Annotated in this window: 14 protein-coding genes; 9 read left to right on the top strand and 5 right to left on the bottom strand. The window is 71.6% G+C overall.

The genetic code is table 11. The features are described 5' to 3' along the window. The first annotated feature begins 121 nt into the window (after nt 1-121). Nucleotides 122-904, top strand: coding sequence for a sugar phosphate isomerase/epimerase (locus tag LXM50_RS10170; protein WP_233311204.1), 783 nt, complete (start codon nt 122-124; stop codon nt 902-904). Next, nucleotides 901-1,980: a LacI family DNA-binding transcriptional regulator gene (locus tag LXM50_RS10165; protein ID WP_233311203.1), complete on the top strand. Its 1,080-nt coding sequence runs from the start codon at nt 901-903 to the stop codon at nt 1,978-1,980. Before LXM50_RS10170 ends, LXM50_RS10165 begins: the two co-directional genes overlap by 4 nt. 78 nt (nt 1,981-2,058) lie before the next feature. Here LXM50_RS10165 and pgm read toward each other — a convergent pair whose 3' ends face one another. Next, entirely contained in the window at nt 2,059-3,702 is a 1,644-nt protein-coding gene (gene pgm / locus LXM50_RS10160) for a phosphoglucomutase (alpha-D-glucose-1,6-bisphosphate-dependent) (RefSeq protein WP_233311202.1), read from the bottom strand. A 130-nt stretch (nt 3,703-3,832) separates the two neighbouring features. On the opposite strand from pgm, the gene pheA reads away from it, so the two are divergent. Next, nucleotides 3,833-4,795 (top strand): prephenate dehydratase, encoded by a 963-nt coding sequence (pheA, locus tag LXM50_RS10155; RefSeq protein WP_267920795.1) that lies wholly within the window; start codon nt 3,833-3,835, stop codon nt 4,793-4,795. A gap of 97 nt (nt 4,796-4,892) precedes the next feature. After that, the gene (locus tag LXM50_RS10150) at nt 4,893-5,654 is read left to right on the top strand and encodes a hypothetical protein (protein ID WP_233311200.1); all 762 of its coding nucleotides are present in this window, start codon (nt 4,893-4,895) and stop codon (nt 5,652-5,654) included. A 36-nt stretch (nt 5,655-5,690) separates the two neighbouring features. On the opposite strand, the gene LXM50_RS10145 is transcribed toward LXM50_RS10150, so the two are convergent. Then, complete coding sequence (locus LXM50_RS10145) at nt 5,691-6,734, bottom strand: LLM class flavin-dependent oxidoreductase (protein WP_233311199.1); 1,044 nt, start codon at nt 6,732-6,734, stop codon at nt 5,691-5,693. Between the two features lie 321 nt (nt 6,735-7,055). Between LXM50_RS10145 and LXM50_RS10140 the strand changes: the two genes are divergently transcribed. The 4 genes from LXM50_RS10140 (at nt 7,056) to LXM50_RS10125 (ending at nt 10,280) form a co-directional block, all read left to right on the top strand. Next, entirely contained in the window at nt 7,056-7,703 is a 648-nt protein-coding gene (locus tag LXM50_RS10140) for a phosphoribosyltransferase (RefSeq protein ID WP_233311198.1), read from the top strand. A gap of 68 nt (nt 7,704-7,771) precedes the next feature. Beyond that, nucleotides 7,772-9,511 carry a sodium:proton antiporter gene (locus LXM50_RS10135; protein WP_233311197.1) on the top strand — a complete coding sequence of 580 codons (1,740 nt, stop codon included), beginning with the start codon at nt 7,772-7,774 and terminating at the stop codon, nt 9,509-9,511. Nucleotides 9,512-9,729: 218 nt separating this feature from the next. Beyond that, complete coding sequence (locus LXM50_RS10130) at nt 9,730-9,963, top strand: hypothetical protein (protein WP_267920808.1); 234 nt, start codon at nt 9,730-9,732, stop codon at nt 9,961-9,963. Next, nucleotides 9,963-10,280: a type II toxin-antitoxin system PemK/MazF family toxin gene (locus LXM50_RS10125; protein WP_233311196.1), complete on the top strand. Its 318-nt coding sequence runs from the start codon at nt 9,963-9,965 to the stop codon at nt 10,278-10,280. Before LXM50_RS10130 ends, LXM50_RS10125 begins: the two co-directional genes overlap by 1 nt. 68 nt (nt 10,281-10,348) lie before the next feature. Here the strand turns inward: LXM50_RS10125 and LXM50_RS10120 are convergent, their stop codons facing one another. The 3 genes from LXM50_RS10120 to LXM50_RS10110 all read right to left on the bottom strand — a co-directional run bounded on the left by LXM50_RS10120 (nt 10,349) and on the right by LXM50_RS10110 (nt 13,539). Next, entirely contained in the window at nt 10,349-11,788 is a 1,440-nt protein-coding gene (locus LXM50_RS10120) for a dicarboxylate/amino acid:cation symporter (RefSeq protein WP_233311195.1), read from the bottom strand. Nucleotides 11,789-12,097: 309 nt separating this feature from the next. Continuing rightward, a complete protein-coding gene (locus LXM50_RS10115) occupies nt 12,098-12,718 on the bottom strand; it encodes a VOC family protein (RefSeq protein ID WP_233311194.1) in 621 nt (206 codons plus the stop codon). Nucleotides 12,719-12,813: 95 nt separating this feature from the next. Next, nucleotides 12,814-13,539, bottom strand: coding sequence for a hypothetical protein (locus LXM50_RS10110; protein ID WP_233311193.1), 726 nt, complete (start codon nt 13,537-13,539; stop codon nt 12,814-12,816). 127 nt (nt 13,540-13,666) lie between these two features. On the opposite strand from LXM50_RS10110, the gene LXM50_RS10105 reads away from it, so the two are divergent. Further along, the gene (locus LXM50_RS10105) at nt 13,667-15,178 is read left to right on the top strand and encodes an HNH endonuclease signature motif containing protein (protein WP_233311192.1); all 1,512 of its coding nucleotides are present in this window, start codon (nt 13,667-13,669) and stop codon (nt 15,176-15,178) included. The last annotated feature ends 64 nt before the right edge of the window (nt 15,179-15,242 follow it).

Genomic DNA, 15,242 nt, shown 5'->3' with positions numbered 1-15,242 from the left:
CGGAGGTTCGGTCTCAAGGGGGAACGCGGTGCGACGTGCCGAGGTCCGGCGAGACCGAGCGCCACCGGAGACCGAGCGCCACCGGAAACCGAGCCCGACGCCACATGAAAGGCTGAACGCCATGACCATCCGACCGGGGCTGTGCTCCGTCACCTTCCGCCAGCTGGATCCGGCCGCGATCTCGGCGCTCGCAGCGAGCGCCGGGCTCCAGGCGATCGAATGGGGCGGCGACGTGCACGTGCCCCCGGGTGATGCCGCGCGCGCGGCCGAGGTCGCGCGGATCACGGCGGACGCCGGGCTGGCCGTCGCCTCGTACGGTTCGTACTTCCGCGCGGATCCGGCGGAGGACATTGCGCCGATCCTCGACTCCGCCGCGGCGCTCGGCGCGGATCGGATCCGCGTGTGGGCGGGACGGATCGGATCGGCGGACGCCACCGCGGCGGGGCGCGCAGCGACCATCGACGCCCTTGCCTCCGCCGCTGAGCAGGCGGGGAGGCGCGGGATCTCGCTCGCCCTGGAGTTCCACGGGCGCACGCTCGCCGATGACGCCGAACAGACGCTCCGGGTGCTGGACGACGTCGCCAGCCCGCATCTGTCGACCTACTGGCAGCCCACTGTCGCGGCCTCCGACGCGGCCGCCGTGGCCGAGTACGCCCGCATCGCCGACCTGGTCTCCGCCGTGCACGTGTTCTCGTGGTGGCCTGCGACCGAGCGGCTGCCGCTCACCGCGCGTGACGGGTTGTGGCGTGCGTTCTTCGCCGCGGCTGCCGCCGCCCCTGCGCCCCCACGCGACGCACTGCTCGAGTTCGTGCCGGACGATGATCCGGCGGCACTCGCGGCCGAATCGGTTGCGCTGCGCGGGTACCTCTCGGCGGGAATGTCGCGGACTATGCTCGGGGCATGAGCCCGGTAAGCCCTTCCCCGCGTGCGGTCTCCTCAGACGCTCACGCGGCCACGCTGCAGGACGTCGCGCGGGAGGCCGGGGTGTCGCTGGCGACCGCATCTCGCGTGTTGAACGGCTCTGAGCGCAAGGTCGCCGGAGCCTTCCGCGAGCGCGTGGAGCGCGCCGCGGAGGCGCTCGGATACACCCCGAACATGTCGGCCCAGGCAACGGCACGCGGGCACTCGCCGGTCATCGCGCTGCTCGTCGCCGACATCGCCGATCCCTATTTCGGTCAGATCGCGGCGGGTGTCGCCCGCGGCGCGGACGAGCGTGGTCTCGTCGTGACGATCTCCATCACCGAGCGGGACCCGGAACGCGAGAACAGGATCCTGCGCGCTCTGCGTGGCCAGCGTCCGCAGGGCCTCATCCTCGCGGCCTCCCGCGCTGACGGCATCGACGAGGGGGCGGGATCCGTTTCGAGCGATTCCGAACTCGAGGCGTTCGAGCGCTACGGCGGCCGCGTCGTCGCGTTCGGCGACCGCCCGACCGGCGCCGGGGACCGTGCTCGGGCGATCACCATCGACAACGCGGGCGGTGCGGAGGAGCTCGGCCGACGCATGGCCGCACTCGGATACCGCACCGCGATCGGCATCGGCGCCGCCGAGGGGGTGCGCACCTCCGACGACCGTCTGAACGGGTTCGCCCGCGGATTCGGGTCGGGCGGAGGTCACATGGAGCGGATCCACCGCGGCGACTTCCGGCGGGAGTCGGGCGCGGCGGCCATGGCGGCGGCCCTGGCGGAGGGGGTCGAGCCCGGCACGCTCGTGTTCGGGATGAGCGATGTCGTGGCGCTCGGCGCGATCTCCGCCATTCGAGCCGCGGGGCGCGAGGTCGGCGCCGACATCGCGGTCTGCGGATTCGACGACGTACCCGCGAGCGGTGACGTGACACCCGCGCTCACAACGGTGAGACTGCCGCTCAACGCCGCCGGCTACCAGGCGTTCCGCGCCATCGTCGATGACGACTGGACTCAGGGTCCGTTGCCTGTCGAGGTCGTGGTGCGGGGCAGCACCCCGGGAAACGGCCAGGCAGGCTAAGCGCGTCCCTGGTGCGTTCCCAGGGGCGTTGAGTGACGAGGACGGAGACGCCCTTCGTCTCGTCGCTGCGCTCCGCGCTCAGCCCTCGAGCGCGGCGCTGACCACGGCTCTGGCCTCCTCCTGCACGCGGGCGAGGTGGTCGGGCCCGAGCAGCGACTCGGCGTAGAGCTTGTAGACATCCTCCGTGCCGGAGGGGCGTGCGGCGAACCAGGCGTGCTCGGTCTGCACCTTGAGGCCGCCGATGGCCGCGCCGTTACCGGGGGCATGCGAGAGCTTGGCCGTGATCGCCTCGCCGGCGAGCTCGGTGGCGGCGACGGATGCCGGAGACAGCTTGCCGAGCGTGGCCTTCTGCTCAGGCGTCGCGGGGGCGTCCACGCGCTGATAGGCGGAGGCGCCGAACGCCTCCTCGAGCTCGCGGTAGCGCTCCGACGGGGTCTTGCCGGTCACGGCGATGATCTCCGCGGCCAGCAGGCACAGCAGGATGCCGTCCTTGTCGGTCGACCACACGGATCCGTCCTTGCGCAGGAACGACGCCCCGGCCGACTCCTCGCCGCCGAACGCGACGGAGCCGTCCAACAGCCCCGGCACGAACCACTTGAACCCGACGGGCACCTCGAGCAGGCGCCGGCCCAGCGACTCGGCGACGCGGTCGATGATCATCGACGACACCAGGGTCTTGCCGATCGCGGCGTCGCGGCCCCAGCCCGCGCGGTGCGAGAACAGGTAGTCGATCGCGACCGCGAGGTAGTGGTTCGGGTTCATCAGGCCCGCGTCAGGGGTGACGATGCCGTGCCGGTCGGCGTCGGCGTCGTTGCCCGTGAGCACGTCGAAGTCGCCCTTCTTCGCGACCAGGGACGCCATCGCCGACGGGGAGGACGGATCCATCCGGATCTTCTCGTCCCAGTCCAGCGTCATGAACCGCCAGGTCGGGTCGACCTCGGGGTTGACCACGGTCAGATCGAGGCCGTGCATCTCGCCGATGAGGGCCCAGTACTCGACCGACGCGCCGCCGAGCGGATCCGCTCCGATCCGGATGCCGGCCTTCTTGATCGCGTCGATGTCGATGATCGAGGGCAGGTCGCGCACATAGGCGTCGCGGAAGTCGTAGGTGCCGAGCTCGCTCGTGTCGATGTCGGCGAAGCGGGTGCGCCGCACGCCCTCTAAGCCCGCCTCGATGAGCTCGTTCGCACGGTTCGCGATCCAGCCGGTCGCGTCGGTGTCGGCGGGGCCGCCGTGCGGGGGGTTGTACTTGAAGCCGCCGTCCCGCGGCGGGTTGTGCGACGGGGTGACCACGATGCCGTCGGCGCGGCCGGGCTCGTCGTCCGTGCGGTCGCGGTTGTACGTGAGGATCGCGTGGCTGAGTGCCGGCGTCGGCACCCAGGCGTCGCGTGCGTCGACGAGCACGTCGACGCCGTTCGCGACGAGCACCTCGATCGCGCTGCGCTCGGCCGGACGGCTGAGGGCGTGCGTGTCGCGGCCGAGGAACAGCGGGCCGGTGATGCCCTGCGCGGTGCGGTAGTCGACGATCGCCTGGGTCGTGGCGAGGATGTGCTGCTCGTTGAAGCTGCCGCTCAGCGAGGATCCGCGATGCCCGCTCGTGCCGAAGACGACCCTCTCCGTGGAGATCTTCGGATCCGGGATCCGGTCGTAGTAGGCGGCGATCAGCTCGTCGACGTCGATCAGGTCGCTTTCCTCCGCGGGGAGGCCGGCACGGCTCGTCATGGGGATAGTCTGCCGCGCCGGGCCGCGCAACGCACCATCGTTTCGGCGCGGGGCATCGATCGGGCAGGTGGCCGACCTCGTGCGCCCGCCCGCGTCATCGACCGGAGGCGGGGACGCGCCCCGGACTAGGCTGAACGCCGTGACCGATGCCGCCCCCGCCCGCCGCACCTACAGCTACCTCGGCCCTGCGGGGACGTTCACCGAGGCGGCGCTGGAGCAGGTGCCCGAGGCGCGCGGACACGACTGGCGCCCGGTGCACAACGTGGGCGAGGCGCTCGCCGACGTGCTCGAGGGGCGCAGTGACGCCGCGATGATCGCGATCGAGAACTCGGTCGAGGGCGGGGTCACCACGACGCTCGACGCGCTGGCCACCCTGCCGGGCCTGCGGATCGTCGGCGAGTACCTGGTGAAGGTCGACTTCGTGCTGGTCGCCGCTCCGGGGACGCGCATCGAGGACGTCACGGTCATCGCCGCGCATCCGGTCGCCTACGCCCAGTGCTACGGCTGGCTCGGCGAGCACATCCCGACCCACCAGCACGTGCCCGCGGCGAGCAACGTCGCCTCGGCGCTGGGGATCCTGGACGGCTCGCTCCCGGCGGACGCCGCCATCGCGGCCCCCGGCATCGTGGCGCACCACGAGCTCGAGCTGCTCGCCGACGGGATCGGCGACAACGACAACGCCGTCACGCGCTTCGTACTGGTCGCGCGCACGACCGCGCCGGCCCCGCCGACCGGCGCCGACAAGACCTCGCTCATCGTCGAGCTCCCCGAGGACCACGCCGGTGCGCTGCTCGAACTGCTGGAGCAGTTCTCCACCCGCGGCATCAACCTGTCGCTGCTGCAGTCCCGGCCCATCGGCGACGAGCTGGGCCGGTACCGGTTCGTCCTCGACGCGGACGGCCACATCCAGGACGAGCGCATGGCCGACGCGCTGCTCGGCATCCGCCGGTTCAGTCCGCGCGTGGTCTACCTCGGCTCGTACCCGCGCGCCGACCGTCGCATCGTGCAGTATCCGGAGCGCTACGCGGACGACGTCTTCGTCGAGGCCCGCGACTGGCTGCGCGGGCTGATCGCGGGCGAACCGGAGGCCTAGGCCGGGTCCTGGCGCCTCCGGTGTCCCGTGCGCGTCCCGACCCGGGTGCATCTGCGCCGAGCGATTGTCCGGTCGGGCGGCCCTCTACGGTGGAGTCATGATCTCGAGTGGGCTGCTTGTCGCGGGGCTGGTCGTGGTGGCGGTCGCCGCCGCGGTGATCGTGATCCTGGTGCGCGCGCTGAGGCGCCCCCGCGGTGCCGACGACCGTGGCATCGGTGCGACCCTGCCATCGGGCGCCGTGCTGAACCCGTCGTCGGGCATGCATGCGACTCCGCCCGCCGCGTCAGCGGATCCGGGCGCGATGGGCACGCGAACGAGTCCTGAGTTCATGGCCGGTGCCACGGTCGGTCCCCAGACCTCTCCGCTTCCCGACGCCGACACCGGGGCGGCCGCGGGCTCCCACATCGTGCCGAACGAGGTCCTCACCCTGGTGGCCGACGGGCGGGTCGACGAGGCGGTGACGGCTCTCATGGCGGCGACGGGCCGGCACGAACCGGAGTGGGCGCGGCGTGCGGTCGACGGGCTCTCCCGCTCCGATGTCCGCTCGTTCCTGAGGACGGGCGGGGCGGATCCGCACGCGAACCCCGCCGACGACGGAGTGACGCGGACGACGTCGACGAGCTCGACGACGGTCAGCTGGTCGAGCACCGCGTCCCGGCGTCATCGAGCGGAGCCGGCCGCACCCGAGGGGACGACGGCGTCGTCGTTCTCGGCGAAGCTCCCCGACGAGATCATCGCTCTCGTGCAGCAGGGCCGGACCGCCGAAGCCGAGACTCGGATCCGCTCGGAGCTCGGGATCGGCGCCGACCAGGCCCGGCACGTCGTCGAGACGATCGCCAAGCTCGGCACCCTGTTCTGAGCAGCGAGCACGCCGTCGGGCGAGTCGGGCCGCCCGTCAGCCCGCGAGCAACTCCAGCGTCTGCGTCCGGCCGGGCGTGCGGTCGGGATCCTCGGCGGCGAAGGATCCGGCGACCGGCGAGACCATGATCTCGTCCACGCCGTGCTGCGCGGCGAACGCCTCGAGCTCTGCGCGCACGGTCGTGGCGTCGCCGACGAACCAGTTCGCGAGCGCCGCAGCGTGGATCTGCTCCTCCTGCGCATCGGGGTTCGCCGCAAGGGCCGCGCGGGCCTGCTCCACGGTCTCGAGTGCCGTGAGCGGACGGTTCAGGCGCAGGCGCGCCATCATGCGCAGCTGCGGGATCGCCCGATCCGACGCCTCCTTGGCCGTGGGCGCCGCCACCACGTTCGCGGTGAGGAAGGTGCGCGGCTCGGGGTGCGCCTCGGTGGGACGGAAGCCCTCGCGGTAGAGCGAAAGGGCCCGGTCGAGTCCCTGCCCGGAGAAGTGGTTCGCGAACACGTACGGCAGACCGAGCGAAGCGGCGAGCTGTGCGGAGTAGTCGCTGGATCCGAGCAGCCACACCTCGGGGGCGCCTGCGGCCGCAGGCGTGGAGCGCACCGCGTACTCGCCGCCCGAGGTGAACTGCACGGTCGCGCCGTCGGGCTGCAGCATGAGCGCGATGTCCTGCACGTGGTCGGGGAAGTGCTCGACGTCGCCGGCCGTGCCGGCTGCCCGCAGCAGCTGGGTGATGACCGGGTCGCTGCCGGGGGCGCGGCCGATGCCGAGATCGATGCGGCCGGGAGCGATCGCCTCGAGTGCGGCGAACTGCTCTGCGACGATGAGCGGCGCGTGGTTCGGCAGCATGACCCCGCCGGATCCGACCCGGATGCGCTGCGTGCGCGCGGCGGTTGCGGCGATCAGCACGGGCGGGGCAGTGGAGGCGACCGCCGGCATGTTGTGGTGCTCGGCGAACCAGTACCGCCGATAGCCGAGTTCATCGGCGCGCGCGGCGAGGGCGAGCGACGCCGACACCGCCTGGCCGCTGGTCTGCCCGGTGCGCACCGGGACGAGGTCGAGGACGGAGAGCGCGAGAGAAGACATCGCTTTCGACAACGCGAGCGGGTGCCGGGGCATTCCGGATCCGCATCTCTGCCGCGCCGCGGCCTGCGGTCGGGGCGCACGTCCGCGGCGCAGTGTGCGGCGGGGCGCCGAGCCACCCGCTTCTGTGCGAGCCACCCCCGTGCACGCCGCGCAGAAGGGGGTGGTTCGCGCGCAAAGGGGTGGTTCGGCGTTCCACGCGCGCGGTCGGGTGCCCGTCGGCGCTCGACGCGCGCGGCGCCCTCGCGCGGCACGCCCTCGCTCAGCGCCCCCCGGCGTGCCGTCCGTCTTGACCGTGCTGTCCGCACGGCGTAGTCCGGAGTCATGCACGGGTTCGCGGATCGCGCCGACGCCGGCCGGCGGCTCGGCGCGCTGCTGGTGGCGGATCCGCCCCCGGATCCGGTGGTGTTCGGCCTGCCCCGCGGTGGAGTGCCGGTGGCGGCCGAGGTGGCGCGGGCGCTCGGCGCTCCGCTCGACGTGCTCGTGGTGCGCAAGGTCGGCGTGCCCTGGCAACCGGAGCTCGCGATGGGCGCCGTCGGCGAGGAGGGCGCGGCGGTCCGCAACGCCGACGTCGTACGCGCCGCCGGAGTGGACGAGCAGACCCTGCGTGCCGTGGAACGCCGCGAACGCGCCGAGGTGCAACGGCGGGCGGAGCTGTTCCGCAGCGGGCGTGCGCCCGAGCCGCTCATCGGACGCACCGCGCTCATCGTCGACGACGGCATCGCCACGGGCGCGACGGTGCGCGCCGCCTGCGCGATCGCGCGAGCCAGGGGCGCGGCGAGGGTCGTGGTGGCGGTGCCGGTGGCGCCGCCGGAGGTGCTCGCGGAGCTGAGGGCCGGGTCGGATCCGGTTGCCGACGAGGTCGTCTGCCTCGAGGCGCCGGAGGGCTTCATGGCGGTGGGGATGCACTACGTCGACTTCCGGCAGACGCCGGACGGGGAGGTCGTCCGCCTGCTCGCCTCCAGTGGCTGACGGATCCGGTCCCGTCCCGACAGCGTCGCGACAGAGGCGCGACAGCAGTGCCCCGCTACCCTGGCGGCATGGACGCCGAGATCTTCTACGTGCTGGTCGGATCCGTCATCGTCGCGGCGGTCGCACGCTGGCGCGGATGGCCGGCGCCGCTGCTCGTGACCGTGGTTGCGCTCGCCGTGTCCTTCATCCCGGCGGTGCCGAACCTCCGGATCGACGGGCACGTGCTGCTCACGCTCGTGCTGCCACCGCTGCTGTACTCGGCGTCGCTCGACGTGTCGTTCGTGAGCTTCCGGCGCAGCATGCCGCAGATCCGGCGGCTCGGCATCGGCCTGGTCGTCGTCACGACCGCGGCCGTCGGGCTCGTGGCGTGGCTGCTGATGCCGTCGCTGACCCTGCCCGGCGCCTTGCTGCTCGGCGCGATCGTCGCGCCGCCCGATGCCGTCTCCGCCGCCGCGATCGGCCGCAAGCTGGGCCTGCCGCGGCGGGTGATGACGGTGCTGTCGGGGGAGAGCCTGATCAACGACGCCACCTCGCTGACGCTTTACCGGGTGTTCGCCGCGATCGTCGCCGGCGCGACCCTCACCGTCTGGGACGGCGTCTGGCAGTTCCTGGTCGCGGTCGTCGTCGGCGTCGCGATCGGCGCGGTCGCCGGCCTCGGCATGCACCAGCTGCGGATGCGCATCTCGGATCCGGTGGTCATCGGCACCTTCGGGCTGCTCGCGCCCTTCGGGATCTACGCGATCACGGAGCACCTGAACGGATCCGGGGTGCTCGCGGTCGTCGCAATGGGGCTCGTGGTCGGCTACAACGCGCCTCGGACCAGTTACGCGACGCGGATGCAGGAGGCTCCGATCTGGCTGTCTGCGGACTTCCTGCTGGAGGCGTTCGTGTTCGCGTACATCGGACTGCAGCTGCCGCCGGTGATCGGCGAGCTGGGCGCGACGCAGGTCGGTGGCGTGCTCTGGCTCGCGACGGCGGTGTTCGTGGTGGTGCTGCTGGTGCGGCCGCTGTTCGTGTATCCGGCATCGGCCTGGGGTGCGTTCTGGTCACGGCTGCGGTTGCGGCAGTTCGAGAAGGCCCTCGCGTCCGGGCAGTTCCAGAAACGGGTCGACGCCGTCGCAGAGAAGCAGCGGAGGCGGGGCTGGACGGGCCGTCGACCGAGCGAGGAGGAGCTGCGCGAGCGGTTCCAGGAGTCGCAGCTGAGCTGGCGCGACAACGCCGTGATCTCCTGGGCAGGGATGCGCGGCGTGGTCACCCTGGCGACCGCGCTCGCCGCGGCCGATCTCGCCGGGCTCGACACGGAGGCGGCCCACGCGATCGTCGTCGTCGCGTTCCTGGTGACGGTGGGCACCCTGCTGCTCCAGGGGCTGACCCTGCCGCTGCTGATCCGCGGGCTCGGCGTCGCCGACGTCACCGATGAAGATGAGGAGGATCGCCGGCAGCTGGCGCAGGTGCGCACCCGCACCCGCGAGGCGGGCAAGGTCTTCCTCGACGAGAAGCGCGCGGCGTGGGAGCGGAAGCACGGTGCGGCGTCGCTGGGCTGGTTCGACCGCTTCGCGCAGCGGTTCACCCGCGTGGAGCGGGATACGGAGAAGGGGCAGCGCGATGAGGACGCCATGCCCCGCCCGAGCCGGGACGAGCTCGTCGGCCTGTCGAAAGGCTGGCTGCAGGTGCGCCGCGACGTGCTCATCGCCGAGCGCGACGCCGGCACCCTGAACGAGGAGGTCATGCGCGAGCTCATCACGGCGATGGACGCCGAGGAGCTCGCGCTCGACACCCGGATGGCGACGGGTCCTGCCGAGCGCTGACGCCGGATCCGAGGACGGGAACGAGCGGATCCCTGGACGACGGATGGTCGTTGAGCGAGGACGCCGAAGGCGACCGAGACGAAACGCGGTGCCCTCGCGAGATCACCGCGTTTCGTCTCGCTCGGCCTGCGGCCGTGCTCGCTCAACGACCCCGAATCACTTGGGATCTGCCCGCGGATGCATCCCAAACTGGGATGCAACCGGAGTAGAGTGCGACCATGAGCACTCAGATCGCCGTGCGTCTGCCGGATCCGGTCGTCGCGTTCCTCGACGAAGAGGTCGCCGCGGGACGCGTGAGCAGCAGGGCCGCGCTGGTCGCATCGGCGCTGGAGCGGGAGATGCGCCGGCTGCTCGCCGAGCGCGATGCGGAGATCCTGCACCGAGAGGGCGCGGCGGATGACCTGGACGGGCTCGTCGACTGGGCGGCGAACCACCTGGACGTCGGCGACTGATGCGTGAGATCTGCCTGGCACGGCTGGACAAGACCCGGCCGGTGCTGGTGCTCACTCGCGAGGCCGCGCGGCATGCGATGACGAAGGTCACCGTCGCGCCGATCACCTCCACGGTGAAGGGGCTCAGCAGCGAGGTGTCCGTGGGGCCTCGCAATGGACTGGATCACGACTGCGCGGTATCGCTCGACAACGTCCTCACGATTCCGGTGGATCGACTGGGGCGCACGATCGGCTTCCTCGGAGAGGACCAGGAACGGCTGCTCGTGCGTGCGGCGGTGCTGGCTTTCGATCTCGACGTCGCCCTGCTGGAGTCCTGAGGGAGACGGGTCGACGAACGAGGCCCTCGGATCCCGAAGGATCCGAGGGCCTCATTCGCGCAGGAGCGTCAGCGCGCGGCGGATCCGACCGCGGCCTCGTCGGCGGCGGACTCGACGGCCTCGGGCGCCTCGTCGTCGATGTCCTCGGCGAACGGCAGACCGTTGCGCGGCGCGTTGTAGAGGTCGAGGTCGAGGATGCCCTCGCGCTTGGCGACGATCGTCGGCACCAGAGCCTGACCCGCGACGTTGACCGCGGTGCGGCCCATGTCCAGGATCGGGTCGATCGCGAGCAGCAGGCCGACGCCCTCGAGCGGCAGGCCCAGCGTGGACAGGGTGAGGGTCAGCATCACGATCGCGCCGGTGGTGCCGGCGGTCGCGGCGGATCCGACCACGGAGACGATGACGATCAGCAGGTACTGCATGATGCTCAGGTCGATGTGGAAGAACTGGGCGACGAAGATCGCGGCCAGGGCCGGGTAGATCGCGGCGCAGCCGTCCATCTTGGTGGTGGCGCCGAGCGGCACGGCGAACGAGGCGTAGCCGCGGGGCACGCCGAGGTTGCGCTCGGTCACGCGCTCGGTCAGCGGGAGCGTGCCGATCGACGAGCGGCTCACGAAGCCGAGCTGCACCGCGGGCCACACACCCGTGAAGTACTGCTTGATCGAGAGGCCGTGCGTCTTCACAAGGATCGGGTAGACCACGAACAGCACGAGCGCGAGGCCGATGTAGATGGCGCCCGTGAACCAGGCGAGCGAGGTCAGCTTGTCCCAGCCGTAGTTGATCACGGCGGATCCGATGAGGCCGAAGGTGCCGATCGGGGCGATGCGGATGATCCACCACAGCACGCGCTGGATGACCTTGAGCAGCGACTCCGTGAAGGCGAGGAACGGCTCTGCCTTGCGGCCGGCCTTGAGGGCGGCGATGCCGACCGCGGCGGCGACCACGATCACCTGGAGGATGTTGAAGTTAACGCCCGAGACGAAGGTGCCGTCGGTCGGGCCGGCGGTCGTGTTGACGGCCAGGCCGAGGAAGTTCTGCGGGATCAGGCCGAGCAGGAAATTCCACCAGGTGCCCTGGGTGGGCACGGTGCCCTTCACGAGGTCGGTGCCGGCGTGCGCGCCCGGCTGGATGGTGATGCCGAGCACGATGCCGATGGAGACGGCGATGAACGCGGTGATCGCGAACCAGAGGATGGTCTGACCGGCCAGGCGGGCTGCGTTCTGCACGCGGCGCAGGTTCGAGATGCTCGCGACGATCGCCGTGAAGATGAGGGGCACCACCGCTGCGCGCAGCAGCGTGACGTACGAGCCGCCGATCTTGTCGAGCGTGTCGGACAGCACCGTGTGAGTGTCGTGCGTGGCGCCCAGCTGGCGACCGATGAGGCCCGCCGCGATGCCGAGCACGAGCGCGGCGATGATCTGGAAGCCGAACGAGGTCAGCAGTTTGCGGACGGGGCCGCGCGTGTCCGGCGCCTTGGGGCGCCGTGCCGCGGGGGTGGTTGTGCTCATCAGAGACTCCTGGTCGGAGCGCGTGGGTGCGCCGGGGAAGATCGGCGCGGTTCGCGCCAGGTCAGCGGGCGCCGTGGCGCCGGATGAGTTCAACGCTATGAGTCCGCTGGTATTCCGGGGTCGGGTGTGACGAACGATGACGCAGGCTCGCGGCGCCGGGGGCGCTCGATGGGGGTAGTTGGGCGGGCGCTCCCCGGGGGTCGTTGAGCGAGCGCAGCGAGACGAAACGCGGCGCACCTGCGGGCGCACCCGGATCCGGTCCCGAAGCATCTCTCGAGGGGCCCGGATCCGGGTGGCTCCTCCTCGCCGTCACCCGGCGCTGACGATGCTCTCCGCAGTCATCCACGCGTAGCCGTCGGGGTCGGTGAAGGTCCCGCCCGCGACGACCGCGAGCCGGTGGGATCCGCTGCCGCTCGGGTCGATGCCGACCTGCTTCGCGAGGGAGGCGCGCTTGTAGAGAGCGAGCTTGACGTCGCCCGAGTCGAACTCGACGTAGGACGGGAAGCTCTTCGCGACGGTCAGGCCCTGCTCCTGGTAGAAGCGCTTGCTGGTCTTGACGCTGTCGACGCCGAGCAGCAGGACGAGCCGCTCGACCTCACCCGTGGCGGGCGCGGTGGCGGTCTTGTTGGCGCTCGCGATCTGCCAGGCGGTGCCGTCGGGCGCGAGGAACGAGCCGCCATAGCCCCAGAGGCTCTTGGCGACCGGCTTGATGACTTTCGCCCCGGCGGCCAGCGCCCGCTCGACGGCCGCGTCGACGTCGCCCGGCTGCACGAAGATGAGCGACGGAGCGAAGCCGCGGAACCCGCTGCTCGGCTCGGAGGCGGCGCGGACGGCGACGCGCTCCGCCAGTCCCAGTGCGTCGCGGTAGAAGGCCTCGGCCGCCTGCACGGCCTCGGGTTCGGTCTCGATGGTGATGCGCTGAATGTTCATGCTTCGAGTCTCGGATCCGGCGCCGCAGGGCGCTTCTCGATTCCTGCTCGATGCGGGGCGACGGTGCCGTCGGCTCCGGTGCGCGCGGACGCTGGCTACGGGAACAGCTGATCCAGCACCGCCCAGTCGCCCGCGTCGAGCGCTGCAGTCGCGGCAGCTTGGGCGGCGGGGGAGACATGCCCGGAGAGAGACCGGGCCCAGAGCGCCCGAGCGGTGTCCAGATCGTGCGTGCGCACGGCGGCGCCCATCTCGTAGATCGTGCTGTTGTAATCGACCGTGTTGGTCACATTCGGGATCGCGTCGAACGGTACGTAGGGGTCGATCCAGGGGATCGACGGGTCGGGGCGGAGGATCAGCTGCGCACCGGGCTGGATCGCGGCGCCGAGAACGTGGTCATACAGGGCCACGTTCCCGTACTCGATGCAGAGGCGCTGCCCGATCGAGATCAGGTTGTCGTTCGGAGCGACGATGTAGGAGTAGATGCCCTGCGCGTTGCTGACCACCTCGCCGCGCGCACCGGGCCTTGTGCCTCGGTCCGTCAGTGCGTCTGCCTTCACGAGCGTCGGAACCATGTGGGCCTTGTCTTGACCACTGAGGCTGATGGAGGCCTCCGCAGGGCAGTCTCCGGATCCAGCGTCCTTGCTCGGCGTGGGGGAAGGGGCGGGATCCGACACGGCTGTCGGACGCGTCGACGTCACCGCACTCGCGGCCGGGTGGCCGATGCCCCCGAGCGCGGCGAACGCGGGATAGGCGAGCACGACCAGGCCTGCGACGACGGCGGCGGCCACGACGCCGGTGGCGACCTTGGCTGCGCGGCTCACGAGGATCAAAATACTGCGGCCCCGGGCCTGCGCGCCAGAGGATTCGGCGTCGTGATTCGCGGGCAGATCTCAGGATTCGACCTGTGGACAGATCTTCGAATGTCGGTGGTCGCTGAGATCATGGGACATGGCTTCCTTCGATGCGATCGCAGCGTTGATCCCGGCCCTCCGGGGCCGGTTCGGCGCGGGTGCGAGCATCGACGATGCGCAGTCCGTGATCGTCGGTCTGGATGACGCGGAACTGGTGACCACGTTCGGGGAGACCGCGGAGTTGGGGGTTCTGATCGAGCAGCTGCAGGCGATCGAGGCGGGCGTGCTCCATGCCCGGTCGACCTGGCGTGCAGGGCACGAAGGCTTGGCGCAGCGGCTGGGGCATCGGTCGGCGGCGTCGCTGGTGCAGGCACTCGGCGGGATGAGCAAGGCGGAGGCGTCCCGGCAGGTGCGGGTGGGGGAGGCGCTCCTCGATGAGGGGCCCGATCCGGCGGAGGAGCCGGAGTCCTCGGCCGCCGTGGATCCAGGGTCCGAGGACTCCGCGGATCCCCGGCCCGCGGGCGTCGAGGGGAGCACTGCGGTGCCGCCCGGGCCGGATCCGGTGCTGCCGTGGTTCGAGCCGTTGCGTGCGGCGCTGCGGGCGGGCCGGTTGACGTCGGCGCAGTTCGATGCGATCCGTCGCGGGCTCGGTGAACCTCCCTCCGGGGCGGAGGAGGCGTGGTGGACCGCCGCCGGGCAGCTGGTGGAGGAGGCCTCGCGGCGCACGGTGGAGGAGTTGCTGGCACACGCGCGATGCGTGCGGGACCTGCTGGATCCGGTCGGGGCCGAGGAGCGTTGCCGGGCGCGGTACGAGCGGCGGGCGTTCCGCACCTGGCTCGATCAGGAGGGCACCCGGCGCGGGAGCATGGTGTTCGACGATGAGGGCGGGGCGTTCTTCGACACGATCTTCGCTGCGGCGTTGCGCCCGCGCCGGGGCGGGCCCAGGTTCGTCGACGCGGACGAGCAGGAGGCGGCGGCCGACCTGACCGCGGACGCGTGCTCCAATGATCAGCTCGCGTACGACCTGCTCCTCGATATCGTGCGCGCCGGCGTGCTGACCGACGCGCCCGCGGTCTTCGGCACTCGCCAGGCAGGGCTGCGGATCGTGCAGACCATCGACGCCACCGGCGCGTTCGGCCGCATCGCCGTCACCGAAGACGGGCTCACCGTCGTATCGGCAGCTGTCGCGGAGCGGCGGCTCTGCGAGGCGGGCGCGGTCACGGTGGCGGTCGACTCGTGCGGCAACCCGCTCGACGTCGGCCGCGAGGAACGGCTGTTCACGCCTAAACAGCGGATCGGGTTGGCGGTGCGCGATGGCGGCTGCCGATGGCCCGGGTGCGACCGGCCCGCGTCCTACTGCGAGGCGCACCACATCGACGAATGGCATCGCGACCACGGCCGCACCGACATCGACCGGGGGATCCTGCTGTGCCGGTTCCACCACGGGGAACTGCATCACGGCGGGTGGCGGATCACCCGAGACGGCAAGGACGACTTCATCCTCCGCGGGCCCGACGGGGCGACGACGATCCTCGCCCGGCGGCTGCCGCTGCGCTACCTCTGGGGAGACGTGGATCCGCCACCCAAACGGTTCCGCCCCGCCGCCTGACCGAGCCCGCGAAGGGTCCTCGGCCGGGTGAGCCGAAGCGCCTGGCCGTCGAAGCCTCGCCGCA

The sequence above is a fragment of the Microbacterium sp. Au-Mic1 genome (assembly GCF_021341785.1).
In the GTDB taxonomy this organism is placed as follows: Bacteria; Actinomycetota; Actinomycetes; order Actinomycetales; family Microbacteriaceae; genus Microbacterium.
Note: the sequence above shows the minus strand (reverse complement) of the source record. Positions and strands in the feature narration are given on the sequence as shown.